The 19735-nt window shown below is 65.5% G+C and carries 18 protein-coding genes; 15 read left to right on the top strand and 3 right to left on the bottom strand.

From position 1 onward, the window contains the following. Positions 1–40: 40 nt before the first annotated feature. Together BVH03_RS05010 and BVH03_RS05005 are read left to right on the top strand one after the other, a co-directional pair. Positions 41–286, top strand: a complete 246-nt coding sequence (locus tag BVH03_RS05010) for a type II toxin-antitoxin system CcdA family antitoxin (protein ID WP_075960152.1) — start codon at positions 41–43, stop codon at positions 284–286. Then, complete coding sequence (locus BVH03_RS05005; RefSeq protein WP_075960151.1) at positions 286–603, top strand: CcdB family protein; 318 nt, start codon at positions 286–288, stop codon at positions 601–603. The genes BVH03_RS05010 and BVH03_RS05005 overlap by 1 nt, the downstream gene beginning before the upstream one ends. A 373-nt stretch (positions 604–976) precedes the next feature. Here the strand turns inward: BVH03_RS05005 and BVH03_RS26730 are convergent, their stop codons facing one another. Beyond that, positions 977–1369, bottom strand: coding sequence for a DUF6429 family protein (locus BVH03_RS26730; RefSeq protein WP_256574622.1), 393 nt, complete (start codon positions 1367–1369; stop codon positions 977–979). Between the two features lie 110 nt (positions 1370–1479). Between BVH03_RS26730 and BVH03_RS04995 the strand changes: the two genes are divergently transcribed. The 8 genes from BVH03_RS04995 (at position 1480) to BVH03_RS04960 (ending at position 9989) form a co-directional block, all read left to right on the top strand. Then, complete coding sequence (locus BVH03_RS04995) at positions 1480–2922, top strand: TldD/PmbA family protein (protein ID WP_075960149.1); 1443 nt, start codon at positions 1480–1482, stop codon at positions 2920–2922. Then, positions 2922–4241 carry a TldD/PmbA family protein gene (locus BVH03_RS04990; RefSeq protein WP_075960148.1) on the top strand — a complete coding sequence of 440 codons (1320 nt, stop codon included), beginning with the start codon at positions 2922–2924 and terminating at the stop codon, positions 4239–4241. Before BVH03_RS04995 ends, BVH03_RS04990 begins: the two co-directional genes overlap by 1 nt. Positions 4242–4447: 206 nt before the next feature. Then, entirely contained in the window at positions 4448–5467 is a 1020-nt protein-coding gene (locus tag BVH03_RS04985; protein WP_075960147.1) for a substrate-binding domain-containing protein, read from the top strand. Continuing rightward, a complete protein-coding gene (locus BVH03_RS04980; RefSeq protein WP_075960146.1) occupies positions 5451–6455 on the top strand; it encodes an ABC transporter substrate-binding protein in 1005 nt (334 codons plus the stop codon). Before BVH03_RS04985 ends, BVH03_RS04980 begins: the two co-directional genes overlap by 17 nt. Before the next feature lies 1 nt (position 6456). Then, on the top strand, positions 6457–7326 hold the full coding sequence (locus BVH03_RS04975) for an iron ABC transporter permease (protein WP_075960145.1): 870 nt from the start codon (positions 6457–6459) through the stop codon (positions 7324–7326). Next, complete coding sequence (locus BVH03_RS04970; RefSeq protein ID WP_075960144.1) at positions 7323–8117, top strand: ABC transporter permease; 795 nt, start codon at positions 7323–7325, stop codon at positions 8115–8117. The genes BVH03_RS04975 and BVH03_RS04970 overlap by 4 nt, the downstream gene beginning before the upstream one ends. Then, positions 8114–9145 carry an ABC transporter ATP-binding protein gene (locus BVH03_RS04965; RefSeq protein WP_075960143.1) on the top strand — a complete coding sequence of 344 codons (1032 nt, stop codon included), beginning with the start codon at positions 8114–8116 and terminating at the stop codon, positions 9143–9145. Before BVH03_RS04970 ends, BVH03_RS04965 begins: the two co-directional genes overlap by 4 nt. Further along, entirely contained in the window at positions 9138–9989 is an 852-nt protein-coding gene (locus BVH03_RS04960) for a phosphodiesterase (protein WP_075960142.1), read from the top strand. Before BVH03_RS04965 ends, BVH03_RS04960 begins: the two co-directional genes overlap by 8 nt. A 95-nt stretch (positions 9990–10084) precedes the next feature. On the opposite strand, the gene BVH03_RS04955 is transcribed toward BVH03_RS04960, so the two are convergent. Further along, positions 10085–11206 (bottom strand): class I SAM-dependent methyltransferase, encoded by a 1122-nt coding sequence (locus tag BVH03_RS04955; RefSeq protein ID WP_075960141.1) that lies wholly within the window; start codon positions 11204–11206, stop codon positions 10085–10087. A gap of 310 nt (positions 11207–11516) precedes the next feature. Between BVH03_RS04955 and BVH03_RS04950 the strand changes: the two genes are divergently transcribed. Continuing rightward, positions 11517–12506 carry a TRAP transporter substrate-binding protein gene (locus tag BVH03_RS04950; RefSeq protein ID WP_075960140.1) on the top strand — a complete coding sequence of 330 codons (990 nt, stop codon included), beginning with the start codon at positions 11517–11519 and terminating at the stop codon, positions 12504–12506. A gap of 205 nt (positions 12507–12711) precedes the next feature. Here the strand turns inward: BVH03_RS04950 and BVH03_RS04945 are convergent, their stop codons facing one another. Further along, the gene (locus BVH03_RS04945) at positions 12712–13632 is read right to left on the bottom strand and encodes a LysR family transcriptional regulator (protein ID WP_075960279.1); all 921 of its coding nucleotides are present in this window, start codon (positions 13630–13632) and stop codon (positions 12712–12714) included. Between the two features lie 113 nt (positions 13633–13745). On the opposite strand from BVH03_RS04945, the gene araD1 reads away from it, so the two are divergent. From araD1 to BVH03_RS04925, 4 genes are all read left to right on the top strand, one after another. After that, positions 13746–14741 (top strand): AraD1 family protein, encoded by a 996-nt coding sequence (araD1, locus tag BVH03_RS04940; RefSeq protein WP_075960139.1) that lies wholly within the window; start codon positions 13746–13748, stop codon positions 14739–14741. Positions 14742–15001: 260 nt separating this feature from the next. Further along, positions 15002–16579, top strand: coding sequence for an aldehyde dehydrogenase (NADP(+)) (locus tag BVH03_RS04935; protein ID WP_075960138.1), 1578 nt, complete (start codon positions 15002–15004; stop codon positions 16577–16579). 352 nt (positions 16580–16931) lie between these two features. Continuing rightward, positions 16932–17705 carry a ferredoxin--NADP reductase gene (locus BVH03_RS04930; protein WP_075960137.1) on the top strand — a complete coding sequence of 258 codons (774 nt, stop codon included), beginning with the start codon at positions 16932–16934 and terminating at the stop codon, positions 17703–17705. 315 nt (positions 17706–18020) lie between these two features. Further along, positions 18021–19583 carry a TerC family protein gene (locus BVH03_RS04925; protein WP_075960136.1) on the top strand — a complete coding sequence of 521 codons (1563 nt, stop codon included), beginning with the start codon at positions 18021–18023 and terminating at the stop codon, positions 19581–19583. The last annotated feature ends 152 nt before the right edge of the window (positions 19584–19735 follow it).

The raw sequence follows: 19735 nt of genomic DNA, 5'->3' as shown, positions 1-19735 counted from the left end.
TGCGCATAGATTGTGCGCATTGCTCTGCGGGGAAATTCTCATGCTGCCTTCATACGATCTCAATGCGCCGAAACGAGCTGTCAACCTGCGCGTCAATGAGGATCTGCTCGCCGAGGCCAAGTCGCTCGACATCAACCTCTCTGCCACCCTGGAGAAGGCCTTGGCCCAGGCGCTGAAGGAGAAGCAGCGTGAGCAGTGGCTGGCGGATAACCGACAGGCCATCACTGCCTACAATGATCATGTAGAGACCAATGGCGTGTTCAGCGACGAATTGCGGAGCTTCTGATGCCGCAGTTTGCCGTTCACAAGAACATCAACCCTGCCACCAGGGCCGCCGTGCCCCTATTGCTCGATGTACAGAGCAACCTGCTCGCAGACCTTGCCACGCGGGTCGTGGTACCGCTCTATCCGGCGAGCAGCCTGCAGGGTAAACTGCTGAAAACCCTCACGCCACGATTTGAAATCGAGGGTGAGCCCTACGTGATGATGACGCCGCAAATGGCCGGTATTGCCAGCAAACAGTTGGGGCCCATGGTGGCGGACTTGACTGCGCGGCGTGACGAAATCATTGCGGCGCTCGATCTGCTCATCTCCGGCATCTGAGCGAAATGCGCGATCGTAGAGGGCGTGTGGGCTGAGGCCTCGATCCGCGTGACCAGGTGGATCATGGTGAACCATGGATTACGCCACCGGCCAATCCATCGGCTGATCGTCAGCCCTGCTCGAGTACCGCCGGCTCTGCCATCGCTGCACAAGGTAGTGATTCTCTCCCTCTGTGATCTCAGCAGGGTGTTCATCCGCCAAAATGGCACCGCCGAGGCCTGAAAAGCAGAACGCCCACACGAGTCTATCTGGATTATCAGCTCATGCATCCAGTTCGCGTTAAGTGGCGGATTATGCCTTCGGCTAGTCCACCCTACGGATCTTGCTCCTTCTTAACGCGTTGCCCTGTGAGCAACGTTTACTCGGTGAGTGGTTAGCGATTGCCTTCTGCGGCGAATGAGCGATCGGCAATGGCGATACCTTTTTCCCGGCCTTCTGCGGTCAGCCAAACAGACTTGCTCTTACCCCGGGGCTGGTCGATCAGGCCTTGCTGGTGCAGGGCGTTCATCACATCGAAGTCGTAGCCTTTCCAGGATCGGCCACCATCGAAGCTGAAGGTAGCAAGAAGTGCCAGCACGGTTTCTTCGATACGTTTTGGGTCGTATTCCACGGTTAGGTTCTCCCCTATGTAGCTAGTAAAATGGATGACGATTTTTTCATCCCCCATTGCGAGACTGGAGAAGCACGCAGCACTCACGAGAAGCCCTTTGCTGATAAGCGCGACACTGCTTTCAATCACGCACGAATAGCAAAACGCTCCCGACACTACGCCTCCAACTAGCACCCGTCTAGGTCATGCTCACAGCCGTCCTGGTTGCCCCATCCCGCCAATCCTTCCCATACTGCCTCCCTATGCCACCGACCAAGGGAGCCCCTATGTTCGCCATCAGCGAGACCCTGGAACGCCGCTTCACCGCCCTGCGTTCCACCGCCGATTTCTGGTCGCTGCGCCATGTGCGGGAGACCACCGAGCGCTATTGGGTGCGCCGTAATGTGGCGCGGGCGCCGTCGTTTGCGGACGATGCGGGGGCCATGCTCAGTGTGCGGGTGGCTGGGGTGGAGGCCTATGCGGCGACCAGCGATCTCAGCCAGGCCGGGTTGCAGGCGGCGCTCGACAAGGGCGAGCGGCTGGCGCGGCAGTTGGCGGGGCGCAATCTGCTCGATCTGCATGAGCTGCCGGTGCCCCATGGGCAGGCCGATGATGTGATGCCTGGCTACCAGCACACGCTGGCCAGCCCGGCGCACTGGTATGAACTGCTGGCGGCAGAATCGGCGCGGGTGCCGCGCGACGAGCGGTTGGTGGACTGGTACGCCGGGCTGACCTTTACCGCCACCGAGCAGATCTACCTGAACAGCGCCGGCGCTCGCCTACGCCGCGCTCAGCATTATGTTTTTCCGCAGTTGGCGGTTACCGCCAGCGATGGCACCGACAGCCAGAGCCGCAGCTTTGGCGGCACTCATCTGGCGCGCCAGGGCGGTGCCGAGGTGATCGACGAGCTGGGCGTGGTCGGCACCGCCAGCCGTATCGCCGACGAGGCGCTGCAATTGCTGCTGGCGCCCAATACGCCGAGCGGTCACCGCGACCTGCTGCTGATGCCGGACCAGATGATCCTGCAGATCCACGAGTCCATCGGCCATCCGCTGGAGCTGGATCGCATCCTGGGTGATGAGCGCAATTTTGCCGGCACCAGTTTTATCCACCAGGAGGATTTCGGCCGTTACCAATACGGCTCGTCGCTGCTCAACGTGACCTTCGACCCAACGGTATCGGGCGAGCTGGCCAGCTATCGCCATGACGACGACGGCACCCCGGCGCAGCGCGAATACCTGATCCGCGAGGGCATCCTGCAGCGGCCGCTCGGTGGCGCGCTGTCGCAGTGGCGCAGCGGGCTGGAGGGCGTCGCCAACAGCCGCGCCTGCAGTTGGAACCGCCCGACCCTGGACCGCATGGCCAACCTCAATGTCGAGCCCGGCAACCAGCGCCTGGAGCAGCTGATCGGCGGCATCGAACGCGGCGTTCTGATGAGCAACAACCGCTCCTGGTCGATCGATGACGCGCGCAACAAATTCCAGTTCGGCTGCGAGTGGGGCCGGCTGATCGACAACGGCGAGCTCAAGGGCGTGGTGAAGAACCCCAACTACCGCGGCATCTCCGCGCAGTTCTGGCGCAACCTCAAGGCGGTCGGCGACGCCAGTACCTTCGAGGTGCTGGGCACGCCGTATTGCGGCAAGGGCGAGCCGAACCAGGTGATCCGCGTCGGCCACGCCACGCCGGCGTGCGTGTTCGCCGATGTCGACGTATTTGGAGGGGCGGCCTGATGAACGCACGTCAACATTTCGAGGCGCTGCTCGCGCACCTGAACGCCGGGCTAAAGGCCGGTGAGGGTTTTACCCTGGAATACCAGGCCGAGGCCTCGGACTTCATCCGCTTCAACCACGCCCACGTACGCCAGGCCGGCCAGGTGCAGCAGGTATACGCCACCCTGGCGCTGTACCAGGGCGAGCGGCATGGCGACTTCGAGCTGGCCCTGAGCGGGCTGATCGACGACGACCGCCCGCGTCTCGACCAGGCACTGCAGCGCCTGCGCGCGGTATTGCCGACGCTCGCCGACGACCCTTATCTGCGCCTGAACCGTGAGGCCTGGCGCAGCGAAACCGCGGCAGGCGAAGCGGCTCAGCAGAGCGAGGCCGCCATCGCTCAGATCCATGAAGCCGCCGCCGGGCTGGATCTGGTCGGCTTCTACGCGGCCGGGCCGCAATACCAGGGCTTCGCCAGCTCCTGGGGCGCCTTCGGCTGGCACGGGGCGAGCAGCTTCAACTTCGAGTTCAGCCTGTTTCACGAAAACGGTCAAGCGGTGAAAAGCAGCTACGCCGGCGAGCAATGGGATGCACAGGCCTTCGCCCGCAAACTGGCGTTCGCCCGAGAGCAACTGGAGCATCTGGGCAAACCTGCCCATGAGTTGAAGCCGGGGGCTTATCGCGCCTACCTGACGCCAGCGGCACTGGAAGAGTTGTTCGGGTTGTTCGCCTGGGGCTTTTCCGCCGAAGCGCTGGCCACCGGTGGTAGCCCACTGCAGCGGCTCTTTGCCGGCAGCGCCAGCTTGAGCGACAAGGTGACACTCGACGAGCGCCTCGATGGCGGCCTGGCGCCGGCCTTCACCCGCGAAGGGCCACGCCAGCCGTTGCGCCTGGTCAGCCAGGGCAAGCCGGTTGAGCGCCTGGTCAGCTCGCGCAGCGCCGCCGAACACGGGCTGATCGCCAACGGCGCGGGCAGCGGCGAGTACCCGTTCTCGCTGCACCTGCATGGCGGCGAGCTGGAGGAGGGCGAGATTCTGCAGCGCCTCGGCACAGGGCTGTATATCGGCAACCTGTGGTACGCCAACTTCTCCGACCTGCCGGCCGGGCGCCTGACCGGCATGACCCGCTTCGCCACCTTCTGGGTCGAGGACGGTCGAATCCAGGCACCGGTCGACACCATGCGCTTCGACGACTCGCTGTTCGACTTCCTCGGCGCGAACCTGGAAGCCCTGACCCGAGAGCCGGAGCTGCTGCTGCCCAGTGGCACCTATGGCGCGCGACAAACCGGCTCGATGGCGCTGCCCGGCGCGCTGCTGTCGCGGTTTACCCTGACGTTGTAAGGACGGTATTCCTGGGTATCGCTGCGCTCGACCGCAGGCTACGTGTGATCTGTAGCCCGGTGTTGAGCGCAGCGATGCCCGGGAGCGATTGAGCTCACCCTGCCCAAGGCGCGGGCTGAAACCGAACTGTCATCCCTTCGTCGCGCGGCTGCCATCTGCGCCCGCTAAGTTGCTCGCCAATGAGATCGATCTCAAAGCGAGCGAGCATGACGGATCTGAAAGAGGTTGCCCTCAGGGCAGGCGTTTCGCGGGCTACCGCCGCGCGGGCATTCGCCTCGCCGGATATGGTGCGCCCGCATACCCGTGAGCAGGTGTTCGCCGCGGCGCGCCAGCTGGGTTTTCGCCCCAACCGCCTGGGCCGGCAGCTGCGTTTGCAGACCACCCAACTGATCGGCGTGGTGGTGCCCAACCTGCTCAACCCGGTGTTCGCCGAGCAATTCCAGGCCATGGAGCAGGCGGCGCGTGCGCGCGGCTACAACCTGCTGCTGGCTACCACCGACTACCAGGCCGAGCGCGAGAGCGACGTGGTCGAGGAACTGCTGCGCCAGCGCGTCGACGGCCTGGTGCTGACGGTGACCGATGCGCGCAGCAACCATGTGCTGCAGAGCCTGGCTCACGAGGACACACCCTTCGTGCTGGCCTACCACCAGCCCGAGGATGCCGAGTACGGCGCCGTATCGGTGGATAACCGCGCCGGCATGGCCCTGGCCACCCGGCATCTGCTGCAGGCCGGCCACAGGCGCATCGGCATGGTCGCCGGCTCGGCGCTGCAGTCCGACCGTGCGCGCTTGCGCTATGCCGGCTATCAGGACGCCATGCACGCGGCCGGGCTACCGGCGCTGCCGCTGATCGAGATGCCCGCCCACACCCAGGCCGACTTCGCCGCCATCGAGCCCTGGCTGCACGACCCGCAGGCGCCCAGCGCGCTGCTCTGTTCCAACGACCTGCTGGCCATCAGCCTGATCAACGTGCTGCGTCGCAATGGCTGGAGCGTGCCCCGCCAGCTCTCGGTGATGGGCTTCGACGGCATCGCCCTGGGCACGCAGATGCATCCGACGCTGTGCAGCGTGGTGCAACCCATCAGCGAACTTGCGCACAGGGTGATCGACCAGTTGCTGGCGCAGATCGCCGGTGCCAGCCCCGCTTCCCACTGCCTGCCATGCCATATCCGGCCAGGCGAGAGTATCCGCCCCCTCGAGGAGACGTCCGATGATCCGCTTGCGTAAAACCCTCGCGGCTCTGTTGCTGTGCGGTACCGCCAGCCTGAGCCACGCCGCCGAAACGGCGATCTGCTACAACTGCCCACCGGAGTGGGCGGATTGGGGCGCCCAGCTTCAAGCCATTGCCGCCGACACTGGTGTGAAGGTGCCGCTGGACAACAAGAATTCCGGCCAGGCCCTGGCGCAGCTGGTGGCCGAGCGCGCCGCGCCGATGGCCGACGTGGTCTATTACGGCGTGACCTTCGGCCTGCAGGCGCAGAACGCCGGGGTGGTCGGTACCTACAAGCCAAAGGGCTGGGACGACATTCCCGCTGGGTTGAAAGACCCTGAAGGGCACTGGTTCGCCATCCATTCCGGCACGCTGGGTATCATGGTCAACGTCGACGCGCTGGGCGGCCTGCCGGTGCCGCAAAGCTGGGCCGACCTGCTCAAACCCGAGTACAAGGGCATGGTCGGTTACCTGGACCCGTCCAGCGCTTTCGTTGGCTACGTGTCGGCAGTTGCGATCAACCGTGCCATGGGCGGCGACCTCGACGACTTCACCCCGGCCATCGACTATTTCAGGAAACTGGCCGGCAATTCGCCGATCGTGCCCAAACAGACCGCCTATGCGCGGGTGCTGTCCGGCGAGCTGCCGATCCTCGTCGACTACGACTTCAACGCCTACCGCGCGCGCTACAAGGACCAGGCCAACGTCGCCTTCGTGATTCCGAGCGAGGGCAGCATCAGCGTGCCCTACGTGATGAGCGTGGTGGAAAACGCTCCGCACCGGGCCAACGCCGAGAAGGTGCTGGACTTCGTATTGTCCGACAAGGGCCAGGCACTGTGGGCCAATGCCTACCTGCGGCCAGTGCGCCCGGTACAGATGCCCGCCGAGGTGGCGGCGCGCTTCCTGCCGGAAAGCGACTATGCCCGGGCTGGCGTGGTGGATTACCAGAAGATGGCCGCGGTGCAGGAAGCCTTTGCCGCGCGCTATCTGAAAGAGGTGCGCTGAGATGAGCCGTGCGTTGAGCAACCACGCCGCTGCGAGGGCCGACAGCCGGTTGCTGTGGCGTTGGCGACCTGGCGCGGCCGTGGCGCTGGTGCCGGCCGCCGCGGTGCTGCTGGCCTTCTGGCTGTTGCCGCTGGCCCACCTGGTGCTGCTCGGCGGTGAAAGTCGCAGTGAGGCGGGCAGTGGCTACTGGCAGGTGCTGAGCAGCGGCCAATATCTGAGCAGCCTGGCGCAGACCAGCGTGCTGGCCGCCACGGTGACCCTGGCGGCGTTGCTGGTGGGCAGCATCAGCGGCGTGTTTCTCGCCCGCCAGCGCTTCTTCGGCCGTTCGGCGCTGGTCGCCCTGCTGACCTTTCCCCTGGCCTTCCCCGGCGTGGTGGTGGGTTTTCTGGTGATTCTGCTGGCTGGCCGCCAGGGCGTGTTCGCCGCACTCGGCCTGGAGCTGGTCGGCGAGCGCTGGATCTTCGCCTATTCGCTGGCCGGGTTGTTTCTCGGCTACCTGTATTTCTCCATACCGCGGGTGATCCTCACCGTGATGGCCGCCAGCGAAAGCCTCGACGCCAGCCTGGAGGAGGCCGCCCGCTCGCTTGGCGCGAGCCATTGGCGGGTCACGTGGGACGTGATCGTGCCGGGGCTGATGCCGGCGCTGGTGTCCTGCGGGGCGATCTGCTTCGCCACCTCGATGGGCGCCTTCGGCACTGCCTTCACCCTGGGCACCCAGCTAAACGTCACGCCGGTGGCGATCTACAACGTGTTCACCAACTACGCGAACTTCAGTGTGGCAGCGGCGCTGTCGGTGATCCTCGGCGCGCTGACCTGGGCGGTGCTGCTGGTGGTCAGGAAGTGGGTGCGCCAGTCCGGAGGGCTGCTATGAAACGCTCGACGCTGTTTGCCGCGCAGTTGATCTTCACCTGCCTGGTCTGCGCCTTCATGCTGGTGCCGGTGCTGCTCTCGCTGCTCGCCGGGCTGACCCGCAATTATTTCCAGGGCCTTTCCAGCGGCCTGACCTTCGACTGGCTCTTGCAGGTCTGGCAGGCCTATTCGCCGACGGTGTGGCTGTCGCTGCAACTGGCGGTGGCCTGCGCCCTGTGCGTCTGCCTGATCGGCGTGCCAGCGGCCTATGCCCTGGTGCGCATGAACAACCGCTTCAGCCGCGCCTTCGAGGAACTGATGGTGCTGCCGGTGGCGATGCCCGGCCTGGCCAGTGCACTGGCGCTGCTGCTCACCTACGGGCATCTCGGCGGTTTTCGCGGCAGTTGGCTGTTCATTCTGGTCGGCCATGTGCTGTTCACCCTGCCGTTTCTGGTACGCCCGGTGATGGCGGTGATGCAGCGCCAGAACCTGCCGACCCTGGAAGATGCCGCTGCCAGCCTTGGCGCCGGCCCGTTGCGACGCTTCTTCACCGTGGTGGTGCCCAACTGCCGGGCCGGCATCCTCGCTGGCGTGCTGATGGTCGTCACCCTGTCGCTGGGCGAGTTCAACCTGACCTGGATGCTCCACACGCCCATGACCAAGACCCTGCCGGTGGGCCTGGCCGACAGCTACGCCTCGGCGCGGCTGGAAGTCGCCAGTGCCTACACCCTGCTGTTCCTGCTGATGATCGTGCCGCTGCTGATCGCCCTGCAGGCGATCAGCGCCCGGCTGTCCCGTGGAGACCAACGATGACCGCTACCTCCATTCGCCTGCACAACTGCCGCAAGGCGTTCGCCGACGGCACCGTCGCCGTGGACGACCTCAGCCTGGAGATCCAGGCCGGCGAAACCCTGGCCATCCTCGGCCCGTCCGGCTGCGGCAAGACCACCACATTACGCCTGATCGCCGGCCTCGAACGGCCGGATGCCGGGCAGGTGTCGTTCGCCGGGCAGGACGTCACCCAGTTGCCGATCGAGCGCCGTGACGTGGGCATGGTGTTCCAGAACTACGCGCTGTTTCCCAACCTCAACGTGGCCGACAACATCGTCTACGGCCTGAAGGTGCGCAAGATGCCCCGCGCCGAACGCGAACGGCGCTGCGCCGAGTTGCTCGAGCTGGTCGGCCTGCAAGGCTATGGCCACCGCGCCATCCATGAACTGTCCGGCGGCCAGCGCCAGCGCGTCGCCTTGGCCCGCGCCGTGGCGCCACGCCCGCGGGTGCTGCTGCTCGATGAACCGCTGGCTGCTCTGGATGCGCAATTGCGCGAGCGTCTGCGCAGCGAGCTGGGCCAGTTGCTGCGCGAGCTGGCCATCACCGCGGTGTTCGTCACCCATGACCAGGGCGAGGCCATGGCACTGGGCGATCGGATTCTGGTCATGGAGCGTGGCCGCATTGCCCAACTCGCCACACCGCGTGCCCTCTATCAGCAGCCCGCCAATGCCTTCGTGGCGAATTTCATCGGCACCCTGAACGCCTTCGCGGTGCTCGGCCGTACCGATAACGGCGTCCAGGTCAACGGCGGCGAGTTGCCGTGGAGTGCCAGCGAATTGCCGGGCACCTTGTATTGCCGCCCCGAGCATCTGCGGGTGACCAGCGCTCCAGGCCACGTGCGCGGGCGTCTGCTCGGGCAATTCTTCCAGGGCGCGCAGAGCCGCCTGTTGGTGGACGTGGGCGGCGCGCAGCCGTTGTCGGTGGACAGCCGCGACGACCGCCTGCACGCCCCTGGCGATTGGATCAACCTGGCCGTCGAGCCCCAACGTGTGTTCAGCCTCAATGCCTGATGTCATCCGCAACGCTTCGACTTTCCTGATCGCGCAGATCAGCGACCTGCACCTCAAGGCCGGTGGCAAGCTGAGTTACGGGGTGGTCGATACCCTGGCGGCGCTGCGCCGCGCGGTCGACCACCTCAACGCCAGCCAGCCGCGCCCGGATATCGTGCTCATCAGCGGTGACCTGGTGGACTTCGGCCACCCCGACGAGTACGCCGTGCTGCGCCCCGAACTCGAGCGCCTGGCCATGCCCTATTACCTGGTGCCCGGTAACCATGATGATCGTGCCCACCTGCTGGCGGCCTTCGCCGATCACGGCTACCTGCCGCCATCGCCCGATGCGCCGTTGGACTGGGTGGTCGACAGCCATCCGGTGCGCCTGATCGGCCTGGACACGACGATTCCCGGCAGCCACGGCGGGCAGCTACAGGACAGCCAGTTGCGCTGGCTGGATGTTCAGCTGGCGCTGCGCCCGCAGGTACCGACGGTGCTGGTTCTGCATCACCCGCCATTCATCAGCGGTATCGGCCACATGGACCGCGAGCCGTTTCGCAATGCGGCGGCGCTGGAATGGCTGATCGGCGGCCACCCGCAGGTGGAGCGACTGCTCTGCGGGCACCTGCATCGGTCGATCCAGCGGCGCTTCGCCGGCAGCCTCTGCTGCGTATGCCCCGGTGTTTCCCACCAGATCGTGCTGGACCTGCAGCCCAGCGCACCGGCGCACTTCAACCTGGAGCCACCTGGCTACCTGCTGCACCACTGGCACGTGGAGCATGGGCTGGTCACCCATACCGGCGTATTCGGTGAATACCCGGGGCCGTATCCGTTCTATGACGCCAACGGCCTGATCGACTGAGAGAAGGTGTTCCTGGGTATCGCTGCGTTCAACCGGCGGCTACGGGCCGCTCTGTTAGCCCGGGTCGAGCGAAGCGACTCCCGGGTTCATCTGGATCACTTGGTCGCCTTCAGCACCACGAACTTCGGCGTGGCCGCTACCTGCTCGACGCCGCGGAACAGCCGCGCCAGCTTGGCGTGGTAACCCAGGTGGCGGTTGCCGACGATCCACAGTTCGCCGCCGGTGACCAGTGCGCTGCGCGCCTGCTGGAACATGCGCCAGGCGAGAAAGTCGCCGACCACCTGCTGCTGGTGGAAGGGCGGGTTGCACAGCACCAGGTCCAGTGAGTCTGCAGGCTGCTCGGCCAGGCCGTCGCCCGCGCGCACGGCCACCGGGCGCTCGCCCAGGGCGGCCTGCCAGTTCTCGGCGGCGGATTGCACGGCCATGTAGGACTCATCCACCAGGGTCAGCTCGGCCTTTGGGCTGCCGAGGGCGTAGACGATGCCCAGCACGCCGTTGCCGCAGCCCAGGTCGGCCACCCTCCGGTTGTCCAGGTGGCGCGGCAGGTGCGGCAGGAAGGCGCGGGTGCCGATGTCCAGGCCTTCGCGGCAGAACAGATTGGCGTGGTTGCTCAGCTCCAGCGCCGGTTTGTCGAGGCGGTAGCGGGTCGGGTAGGGCGACTGCGCCGCTGGCCGAGCTTCGGGCGTGGCGTGCAGCAGACGGGCCTTTTTCACCGCCAGCGAAGCCTGCACCGGGCCGATGTACTTCTCCAGCAGGTCGCCAGCGGCGCGGGGCAGGTGCTTGATCATCGCGCCGGCGATCACCTGGGCGCCTGGCGCGAGCTGGCCGTGCAGGCGGATCAGCTGTTCTTCCAGCAGCGCCAGGGTTTTCGGGATGCGGATCAGCACCAGGTCGAACGGCCCGCTGGCCGCCTCGCTGGCCGGGATGAAGGTCACCGCGTCCTCGGCGAGGCCATTGCGCGCCAGGTTGAGGCGCAGCGCCAGGTGGCCGAGGTGCGAATCGCCGCTGCTGGTCACCCGGGCGCGGCCGGCGAGGGCGCAGGCCAGGGCGCCGAAGCTGTCGTTGAGCAGCAGCACATGTGCGTCGGCCGGCAGGGGCTGCACCTGTTCGAGCAGATAGGCATCGGCGGCATCGAAGGCCTGCAGCGGCATGCCGGGTTGCTCGGGCTGGCGCTGCAGGTCGAGGGTGGCGAACGGGGTGACGAAGGACGACGACATGCTGATCTCGTGGTGGGCGTGGCGGGCGCATTCTGCCACGGGAAATCTTCAGGTTGTGCGGCAGTTGGCGTATTTGCGGCTTGTTCGGCAGGTGCCAATGGCGAAGAATCGCGGCCGCTGCCCTGCCGGTCATTTGCCAACCCACCGGTCATATCCGCAGCCCCTCCAATAATAGTCGGCCCTTCCGCACCCGCTGCGGGCCCAGCCGACAACGCGTCACCAGCGCCTCGCCGAGGCCAGTCCAGATGAGTCCCTTTTTTCAGGTGGGTGCCCTGTGCGCCTGCCGTGCTGCCATTGCCAAGGTATCTGCATGTTCAAGTCCGTTGTCACCACTGTCCTGTCAGCCGCGCTGCTGATCTGCACGCCGGCCTTCGCCGCCGAGCCCATCGTCATCAAGTTCTCCCACGTGGTCGCCGAAGACACCCCGAAGGGCCGCGGTGCGCAGCTGTTCAAGGAGCTGGTTGAGCAGCGCCTGGGCGACAAGGTGAAGGTCGAGGTGTACCCCAACTCCACGCTGTTCGGTGACGAAGACGAGCTGCAGGCGCTGCGTGACGGCAAGGTGCAGTTGCTGGCGCCGTCGCTGTCCAAGTTCGATGCCTACACCAAGCAGCTGCAGGTGTTCGACCTGCCGTTCCTGTTCGACGACCTGGAGGCGGTGAAACGCTTCCAGAAACGCGAGAAGAGCCGCGAGCTGCTGCGCTCCATGGCCGGCCAGGACATCTACGGCCTGGCCTACTGGAACAACGGCATGAAGCAGCTTTCCGCCACCCGCGCGTTGAAGGTGCCGGCCGATGCCAAGGGCCTGAATTTCCGTATCCAGCCGTCGCCGGTACTGGAAGCGCAGTTCGCCCAGATTGGCGCCAGCACCAGCAAGCTGGCCTTCAGCGAAACCCTGGCGGCACTGCAGAAGGGCACCGTGCAAGGCGCGGAAAACCCCTGGTCGAACCTGGCCAGCCAGAAGCTCGACAGCGTTCAGCCGTTCATCACCGAAACCAACCACGGCTCGCTCAACTACATGCTGATCAGCAATTCCAAGTTCTGGGTCAGCATTCCCTACCAGGTGCGCACCCAGCTGGAAGCGATCATCGAGGAGGTCAGCTTCAAGGTGAATCAGGACGCCGAAGAGCTGAACCGCAAGAGCCGCGAGCAACTGGTCGCTGCCGGCCACGCGCAGATCATCACCCTCACCCACGAGCAGCGCGAAGCCTGGCGCGAAGCGATGCGCCCGGTGTGGCAGCACTTCGAGGCCGAGATCGGTGCTGACGTGCTGCGTGCAGCGCAGACGGTCAATCGGCGTTGACTGACTAAGCCGGACTGCCGCCGAAACCCTGTGGGAGCGGGCGGGGGCGCCCAGCCCATGGCCGCGACTTTTTTCGCGGGCATGGCCCGCTCCCACATTAGATATGCGCAATTCCGTAGGCCGTAGGCCGTAGGATGGGTGAAATCCATCGGGATTGACGGGTTTCACCTGCGCGGCCCGCCCCATCCTACAAAGCTAGCCACGACTACGAAGCGCGCAGCTCTTCGAGCAGCAGACGCGCTGGCGCCGATAGCGGCGAGCCGCGCCGGCTGATCACCCCATAGGGCTCGCTGCGCAGCGTCTGGGCAAGATCCAGGCACGCCAGTTGGCCGGCGCGCGCCACCGACTGGGCGGTTTCCCGCGGCATCAGCGCCACCAGGTTCGGGTCTTCCTGCAGCAGCATCAGGGTGGCGAAGGTCGACGCGGTTTCCAGCGGGTAGCGCGGGAACTCCAGCTCGGCGTCGCTGAAGGCCCGCTCCAGCACCAGGCGCATCGGCATGTTCGCTGGAAACACCACCCAACTGTAGACGGCCAGTTGCGTCAGGCTCAGGCCCGGCGTGCCCGCCAGGGGATGGGCAGGGCTGGCCACCACCTTCAGCTGTTCGTCATGCAGGCTCAGGCAGTCGTAGTCGTCCGGCCGGCGGCTCACGCTGGTGCGGCAGATCGCCAGGTCGACGCGGCCCTGGTCGATCAGGCTGAGCAGTCGCGCGCTGGTGTCCTCGACGATCTCCACCGACAACTCCGGCTGGCGCGCGCGCAAGCGTGACAGCGCGCGGGTCAGGTGCGGCACCGCTCCCATGATCACGCCCACCACCAGGCGGCCGCCCTGGCCCTGGAGGATGCCGAGCATTTCTTCGCGCAGGTGCGCCAGATCACTGTGGATAAGGCGCGCGTAGCGAATCGCGCAGCGCCCCAGGTCGTTGGCTTCCAGGCCCTGGCTGGTACGGGTGAACAGCCGCGTGCCGAACGCCGACTCGATTTCGTTGAGCGCCTTGGTCGCGCCTGGCTGGCTGATCGCCACGGCGTCGGCGGCCTTGTGCAGCGAGCCCTGCTCGTCGAGGGCGATCAGCAGGCGCAGCTGTTTCAGGCGCAGTCGGGAAACCAGGGCGGGCAGGGACGCGAGCATGGTGATAACCATCGGTTATTGCTTGATCAGAGCCTGTCATTAGGCAGGCTGGCGCGCAGTTCGTAAAGTCTGTCCTGTACCCGTTCGGGCAAGACTGACAAGAGAGATAAGCCATGCGACTGATCCAGTTCGAATCCACCAGCGGGCAGCGCCAGGTCGGCGTTGTCGAAGGCAATGCCATCCGGACCGTGCGTGGCGTGGCCAGCACCCGCGAATTGGCGCTGGCGGCGATCCGTGCCGGGCGCAGCCTGCAGCGCGAAGTCGAGAGCCGCGGCAGCGACGCCGGCCCGGCCTACGCCGAACTGCAGCAGGGTGGGCGCATCCTGCCGCCGCTGGATCATGAGGATTCGGCCCATTGCCTGATCAGCGGCACCGGTCTGACGCACCTGGGCAGCGCCTCGACCCGCGACAAGATGCACCAGCAAAAAGGCCAGGACGAAGCCACCCTGACCGACACCATGCGCATGTTCCGCTGGGGCCTGGAGGGCGGCAAGCCGGGTGCCGGCAACGTCGGCGCGCAGCCGGAGTGGTTCTACAAGGGCGATGGCAGCATCGTCGTGCGCCCTGGCGCCGAACTGCCGGTGCCGGTGTTCGCCGAAGACGGCGGCGAGGAGCCCGAGCTGGTCGGCCTGTACGTGATCGGTGACGACGGCAAGCCCTATCGCCTCGGTTACGCCCTGGGCAACGAATTTTCCGACCATGTACTGGAGCGCCGCAGCTACCTGTACCTGGCGCATTCCAAGCTGCGCGCCTGTGCCTACGGGCCGGAGCTGCGCGTCGGCGAGCTGCCGGCGCATCTGGCCGGCACCAGCCGCATTCACCGCGGCGGTGAGGTGATCTGGGAGAAGGAATTCCTCAGCGGCGAGGAGAACATGTGCCACAGCCTGGAAAACCTGGAATTCCATCACTTCAAGTACCAGCAGTTCCTGCGCCCGGGCGACGTGCACGTGCATTACTTCGGAACGGCTACGCTGTCCTATGCCGACGGTATCCGGGCACAGCCCGGCGACACCTTCGAGATCGAGATGAGCGAGTTCGGTGCGCCCTTGCGCAACGGGCTGGCGGCGGCCGATGAGCCGCTCGAGCCGGGTGGCGTGACCGCGCTTTAAAAACGTTCACCAGGCTTTAGCGCCTGTCACGATCTATTCGGCTCGATTTCAGCGCGTTGCCTGCAAGGTGGCCAGAATGGCCGTCCGGCAAAGTAGTTGTGGGAGCGAGCCATGCCCGCGATTTTTCGCGCGCATGGCGCGCTCCTACAATGAATCGGCGAACGGTCGCTTGTGCCTTGTGGCAGTCGCTTTGTATCGCCTAAAAAAGATCGTGAGCAGGCTCTCAGGGCCCGCTTGGTTTTCCACAGGAGGAAATATCCATGTCCGTCAACGGCCACAACATCATCGGCGGCGCCTACAGTGCCCGCGGCAGCGTGAAGCTGCAGAGCGTCGATGCCACCACGGGCGAAGCACTGCCCCACGACTTCGTCGAGGCCACAACCGAGGAAGTCGATGCCGCTGCCCAGGCCGCCGCTGCCGCCTACCCGGTTTATCGCAGCCTGCCGGCGAACCGGCGCGCCGAGTTTCTCGATGCCATCGCCGACGAGCTGGACGCCCTGGGCGAGGACTTCATCGCCGTCGTCTGCCGGGAAACCGCGCTGCCGGCCGGGCGTATCCAGGGCGAGCGCGGGCGTACCAGTGGGCAGATGCGCCTGTTCGCCCAGGTGCTGCGCCGCGGCGATTTCCTCGGCGCGCGCATCGACCGCGCCCTGCCTGATCGCCAGCCGCTGCCGCGCCCGGATCTGCGCCAGTACCGCATTGGCCTCGGCCCGGTCGCCGTGTTCGGCGCCAGCAACTTCCCGCTGGCGTTCTCGGCGGCGGGTGGTGACACCGCGTCGGCCCTGGCTGCCGGCTGCCCGGTGGTGTTCAAGGTCCACCCCGGCCACATGACCACCACCGCCCTGGTGGGCGCTGCGCTGCTGCGCGCAGCGGAGAAAACCGGCATGCCCAAAGGCGTGTTCAACATGATCTATGGCGGCATCGTCGGTGCCGCACTGGTCAAGCACCCGGCCATTCAGGCGGTCGGCTTCACCGGTTCGCTGCGTGGCGGTCGTGCCCTGTGCGACATGGCCGCGGCGCGCCCACAGCCGATCCCGGTGTTCGCCGAGATGAGCAGCATCAACCCGGTCATCTTCCTGCCCGAAGCCCTCAAGGCCCGTGGCGAGAAGGTTGCTGGCGAGTTGGCCGCATCGGTGGTGCTCGGCGCTGGGCAGTTCTGCACCAACCCTGGCCTGGTGCTTGGTATTCGCTCGCCGGAGTTCAGCGCCTTCCTGCACAGCCTGACCGCCAAGATGGCCGAGCAGCCGCCGCAGACGCTGCTCAATGCCGGCGGCCTGGAGGGCTATGGCAAAGGCATCGCTGCGCTCGCCGCACACCCGGGCATCACCCACCTGGCTGGTGCCGCGCAGGAAGGCAAGCAGGCGCGCCCGCAGCTGTTCAAGGCTGATGTCAGCCTGTTGCGCGATGGTGACGAGCGCCTGCAGGAAGAAGTCTTCGGGCCGACCACCATTGTCGTCGAGGTGGCCGACAAGGCCGAGCTGCTAAAGGCCATCGAGGGCTTGCACGGTCAGCTGACCGCCACGCTGATCACCGAACCGGACGACCTGGCCGGCAGTGAGGAGCTGTTCGCACTACTCGAACAGAAGGTCGGCCGCGTACTGTTCAACGGCTACCCGACCGGCGTGGAGGTCTGTGATGCCATGGTGCATGGCGGCCCGTACCCGGCAACATCCGACGCCCGCGGCACCTCGGTCGGCACCCTGGCCATCGACCGCTTCCTGCGCCCGGTGTGCTACCAGAACTGCCCGGACGCCTTGTTGCCCGACGCCCTGAAGAACGCCAACCCCCTGGGCGTCGCCCGCCTGGTGGACGGTGCCAGCAGCCGTGACGCGCTGTAAGCGACTGAACGCGCTGTAACGAAGAGCCGACTTCAGGGTCGGCTTTTTTGTGTGCGGTGGATCGGAGGTGATCGGTGCAGGTAGTCATCGGTTTGGGAGCGGGCCATGCCCGCGATTCGCGCGCATGGCGCGCTCCCACAGAAGTGCCGCGCAAGTGCCCTCTGCCGTGGCCCGTATTGAGCGAAGCGACACCGTGCATCGCCCATCGGTTGGATAACGCGAAGCTTATCCAGCAATCACATCGAGCCCGTGCACTCACCAATCCCGCCCAACCGTTTTCCCTGATCTTTACCGGTGTTTCCAGCTGCCGCTTTGCGCCACACTAGGCCCATGAGCCATGCTGGAGCCGCCGATGAGTAGCGAAGACAAATTCACCCGCCAGACCCTTCTCGACGTACAGACCCTTACGCCCACGCTGTTCACCCTGCGTACCACCCGTGATGCCGGGTTCCGGTTTCGCGCCGGGCAGTTCGTGCGTCTGGGTGTGGAGAAGGCCGATGGTTCGGTGGTCTGGCGCGCCTATTCGCTGGTCTCCGCGCCCCACGACGAGCACCTGGAGTTCTTTTCCATCGTGGTGCCCGGCGGTGAGTTCACCAGCGAACTGAGCCGCCTACGTGTCGGCGATACCCTGCTGGTGGAGAAGATGGCCACCGGTTACCTGACCCTGGATCGCTTCGTCGACGGCCGCGATCTGTGGTTGCTGGGCAGCGGCACCGGAATCGCGCCGTTCCTGTCGATGCTGCAGGATTTCGAGGTCTGGGAGCGCTTCGAGCGCATCGTACTGGTGTACAGCGCGCGCACGGTGGCCGAGCTGGCCTATCAGGACATGATCCACGGCTTCTCCGAGCTGGAGCACCTGGCTGAATTCACTCACAAGCTCACCTATCTGCCGGTGGTGACCCGCGAGCAGGCGCCCGGCTGCCTGAATGCGCGCATCACCGAGTTGCTCGACAATGGCGAGTTGGAACGTGCCGCTGGTCTGGAACTGACGCCCGAGCATTCGCGCCTGATGATCTGCGGCAACCCGCAGATGATCGATGATATCCGCCAACGCCTGAAGGCCCGCGGGTTGAATCTGAGCCTGACGCGGCGGCCCGGCCAGGTGGCCGTGGAGAACTACTGGTAAGGCTGCGAGCTGATGCTCACGCACGTCATGTAAAGCACGGTTACAAACTTGCTGCTTTCAGTGTGACTCGCGCTCCAGTAGATTGCGTGGTCTGTTTCCCACTATCCGGTCTTCATGGACAGCGACAGTAGACGATCGCCCTCGCCGTTATGGACGAGGGCGGTACTTCCCAAAGGCCACGCCGCCCGGCGTACGCCCAACGTGCAGCACGCAGCTGCGCCTCATTTCCGACAGCCGAGCTTCCACGCGCCTGCCTCTTGCATGCGTGGCGCATTCGGCCGTCTCTGTTTTCCCCTAGAGAGAGCTACACACTAAATGGAATGGATGGCTGATCCGACGGCCTGGCTGGGCCTGTTGACCCTGATCGTCTTGGAAATCGTCCTGGGCATCGACAACCTGGTGTTTATCGCCATTCTCGCCGACAAGCTGCCGCCCGAGCAGCGTGATCGCGCGCGGGTGATCGGCCTGAGCCTGGCGCTGATCATGCGCCTGGGTCTGCTGGCCAGCATGGCCTGGCTGGTAACCCTCACCGACCCATTGATCGAGGTATTCGGCAAGACCTTCTCCGGCCGTGACCTGATCATGCTGTTCGGCGGTGTGTTCCTGCTGTTCAAGGCCACCATGGAGCTGCACGAACGCCTGGAAGGGCGTGTGCATCAGCCCGGCGGCGCCCGTACCTACGCCAAGTTCTGGCCGGTGGTGGCGCAGATCATCGTGCTCGACGCGGTGTTCTCCCTGGACGCGGTCATCACCGCCGTCGGCATGGTCGAGCACCTGGAAGTGATGATGATCGCGGTGATCATCTCCATCGGCCTGATGATCGTCGCCAGCAAGCCGCTGACCGCCTTCGTCAACGCCCGCCCGACGGTGATCATGCTGTGCCTGGGCTTCCTGATGATGATCGGCTTCAGCCTGACCGCCGAAGGCCTGGGCTTCCACATCCCGAAAGGTTACCTGTACGCCGCCATCGGCTTCTCGATCCTTATCGAGCTGTTCAACCAGGTCGCCCGTTCGCGCCGCAAGCGCAGCCTGCAGGGCCAGCGTGGGCTGCGTGACCGCACCGCCCATGCGGTGATGCGCATGCTCGGCGGCAAGGTGCAGGCCGATGAAGTCGGCGAGGACATCGCCGACATGCTCGAAGGCGAGCAGGGCGAAGCCGCGCTGTTCGACCGCCGTGAGCGGGTGATGATCAGCGGTGTGCTGAACATGGCCGAAATGTCGATCCAGAAGGTCATGACCGATCGCATGGAAGTCGACCGCATCAACCTCGACGACGCGCCGGAGAAGATCCAGCAGGCGCTGCTCGACTCCCCGCACTCGCGTCTGGTGGTGACGCGCAATGATTCGCGTGACGAGCCCCTGGGCTACATCCACAAGAAGGAGCTGTTCAAGGAGCTGCTCAAGGGCCAGCAACCGGATATCGAGAGCCTGGTGCGGGCGCCGATCAACCTGCCGGACAGCTCCAGCGTGCTCAGCTCGCTCGAGCAGATGCGCCAGGGCTCGACCCACGTGGCCTTCGTGGTCAACGAGTTCGGCGGCTTCGAAGGCCTGCTGACCCTGACCGACATCCTCGAAGCGATTGCCGGCGAGTTGCCGGACGCCAGCGAAGTGGATGGCCCGGACGTCGAGGAAGTGGATGGTGGCTACCGGGTCAACGGTGCGGTCAACCTGGCGGTGCTGCGCGAGCGGATGAACTTCGCGGCCAAGCCGACCGACGATTACCAGACCCTGGCCGGCCTGGCCATGAGCCTGCTCGACCGCCTGCCGCTGATCGGCGACAAGGTCGAGTACCTGGGCTGGGAGCTGACGGTGATCGAGGTCAAGGAGCGCCGCATCACCCGCGTGCTGCTCAAGCCGGGCAGCGAGTCGGCTGCGTAACGGCGCGGCAGTGAAACGAAAACGGCGCCCCTAGGCAGAGCGTGTGAAAAGTCGCTGATGCAGGTAGTGATCCCATCAGACGCCCCGACATTGTTCGGGGCGTTTGCTTTTGTACGATTCGAAAGGTCGCGACCAACCTTTCAGGTGAGCAG

The organism is Pseudomonas sp. PA15(2017) (assembly GCF_001945395.1).
In the GTDB taxonomy this organism is placed as follows: domain Bacteria; phylum Pseudomonadota; class Gammaproteobacteria; order Pseudomonadales; family Pseudomonadaceae; genus Aquipseudomonas.
This window is presented reverse-complemented; position numbering and strand designations above follow the sequence as displayed.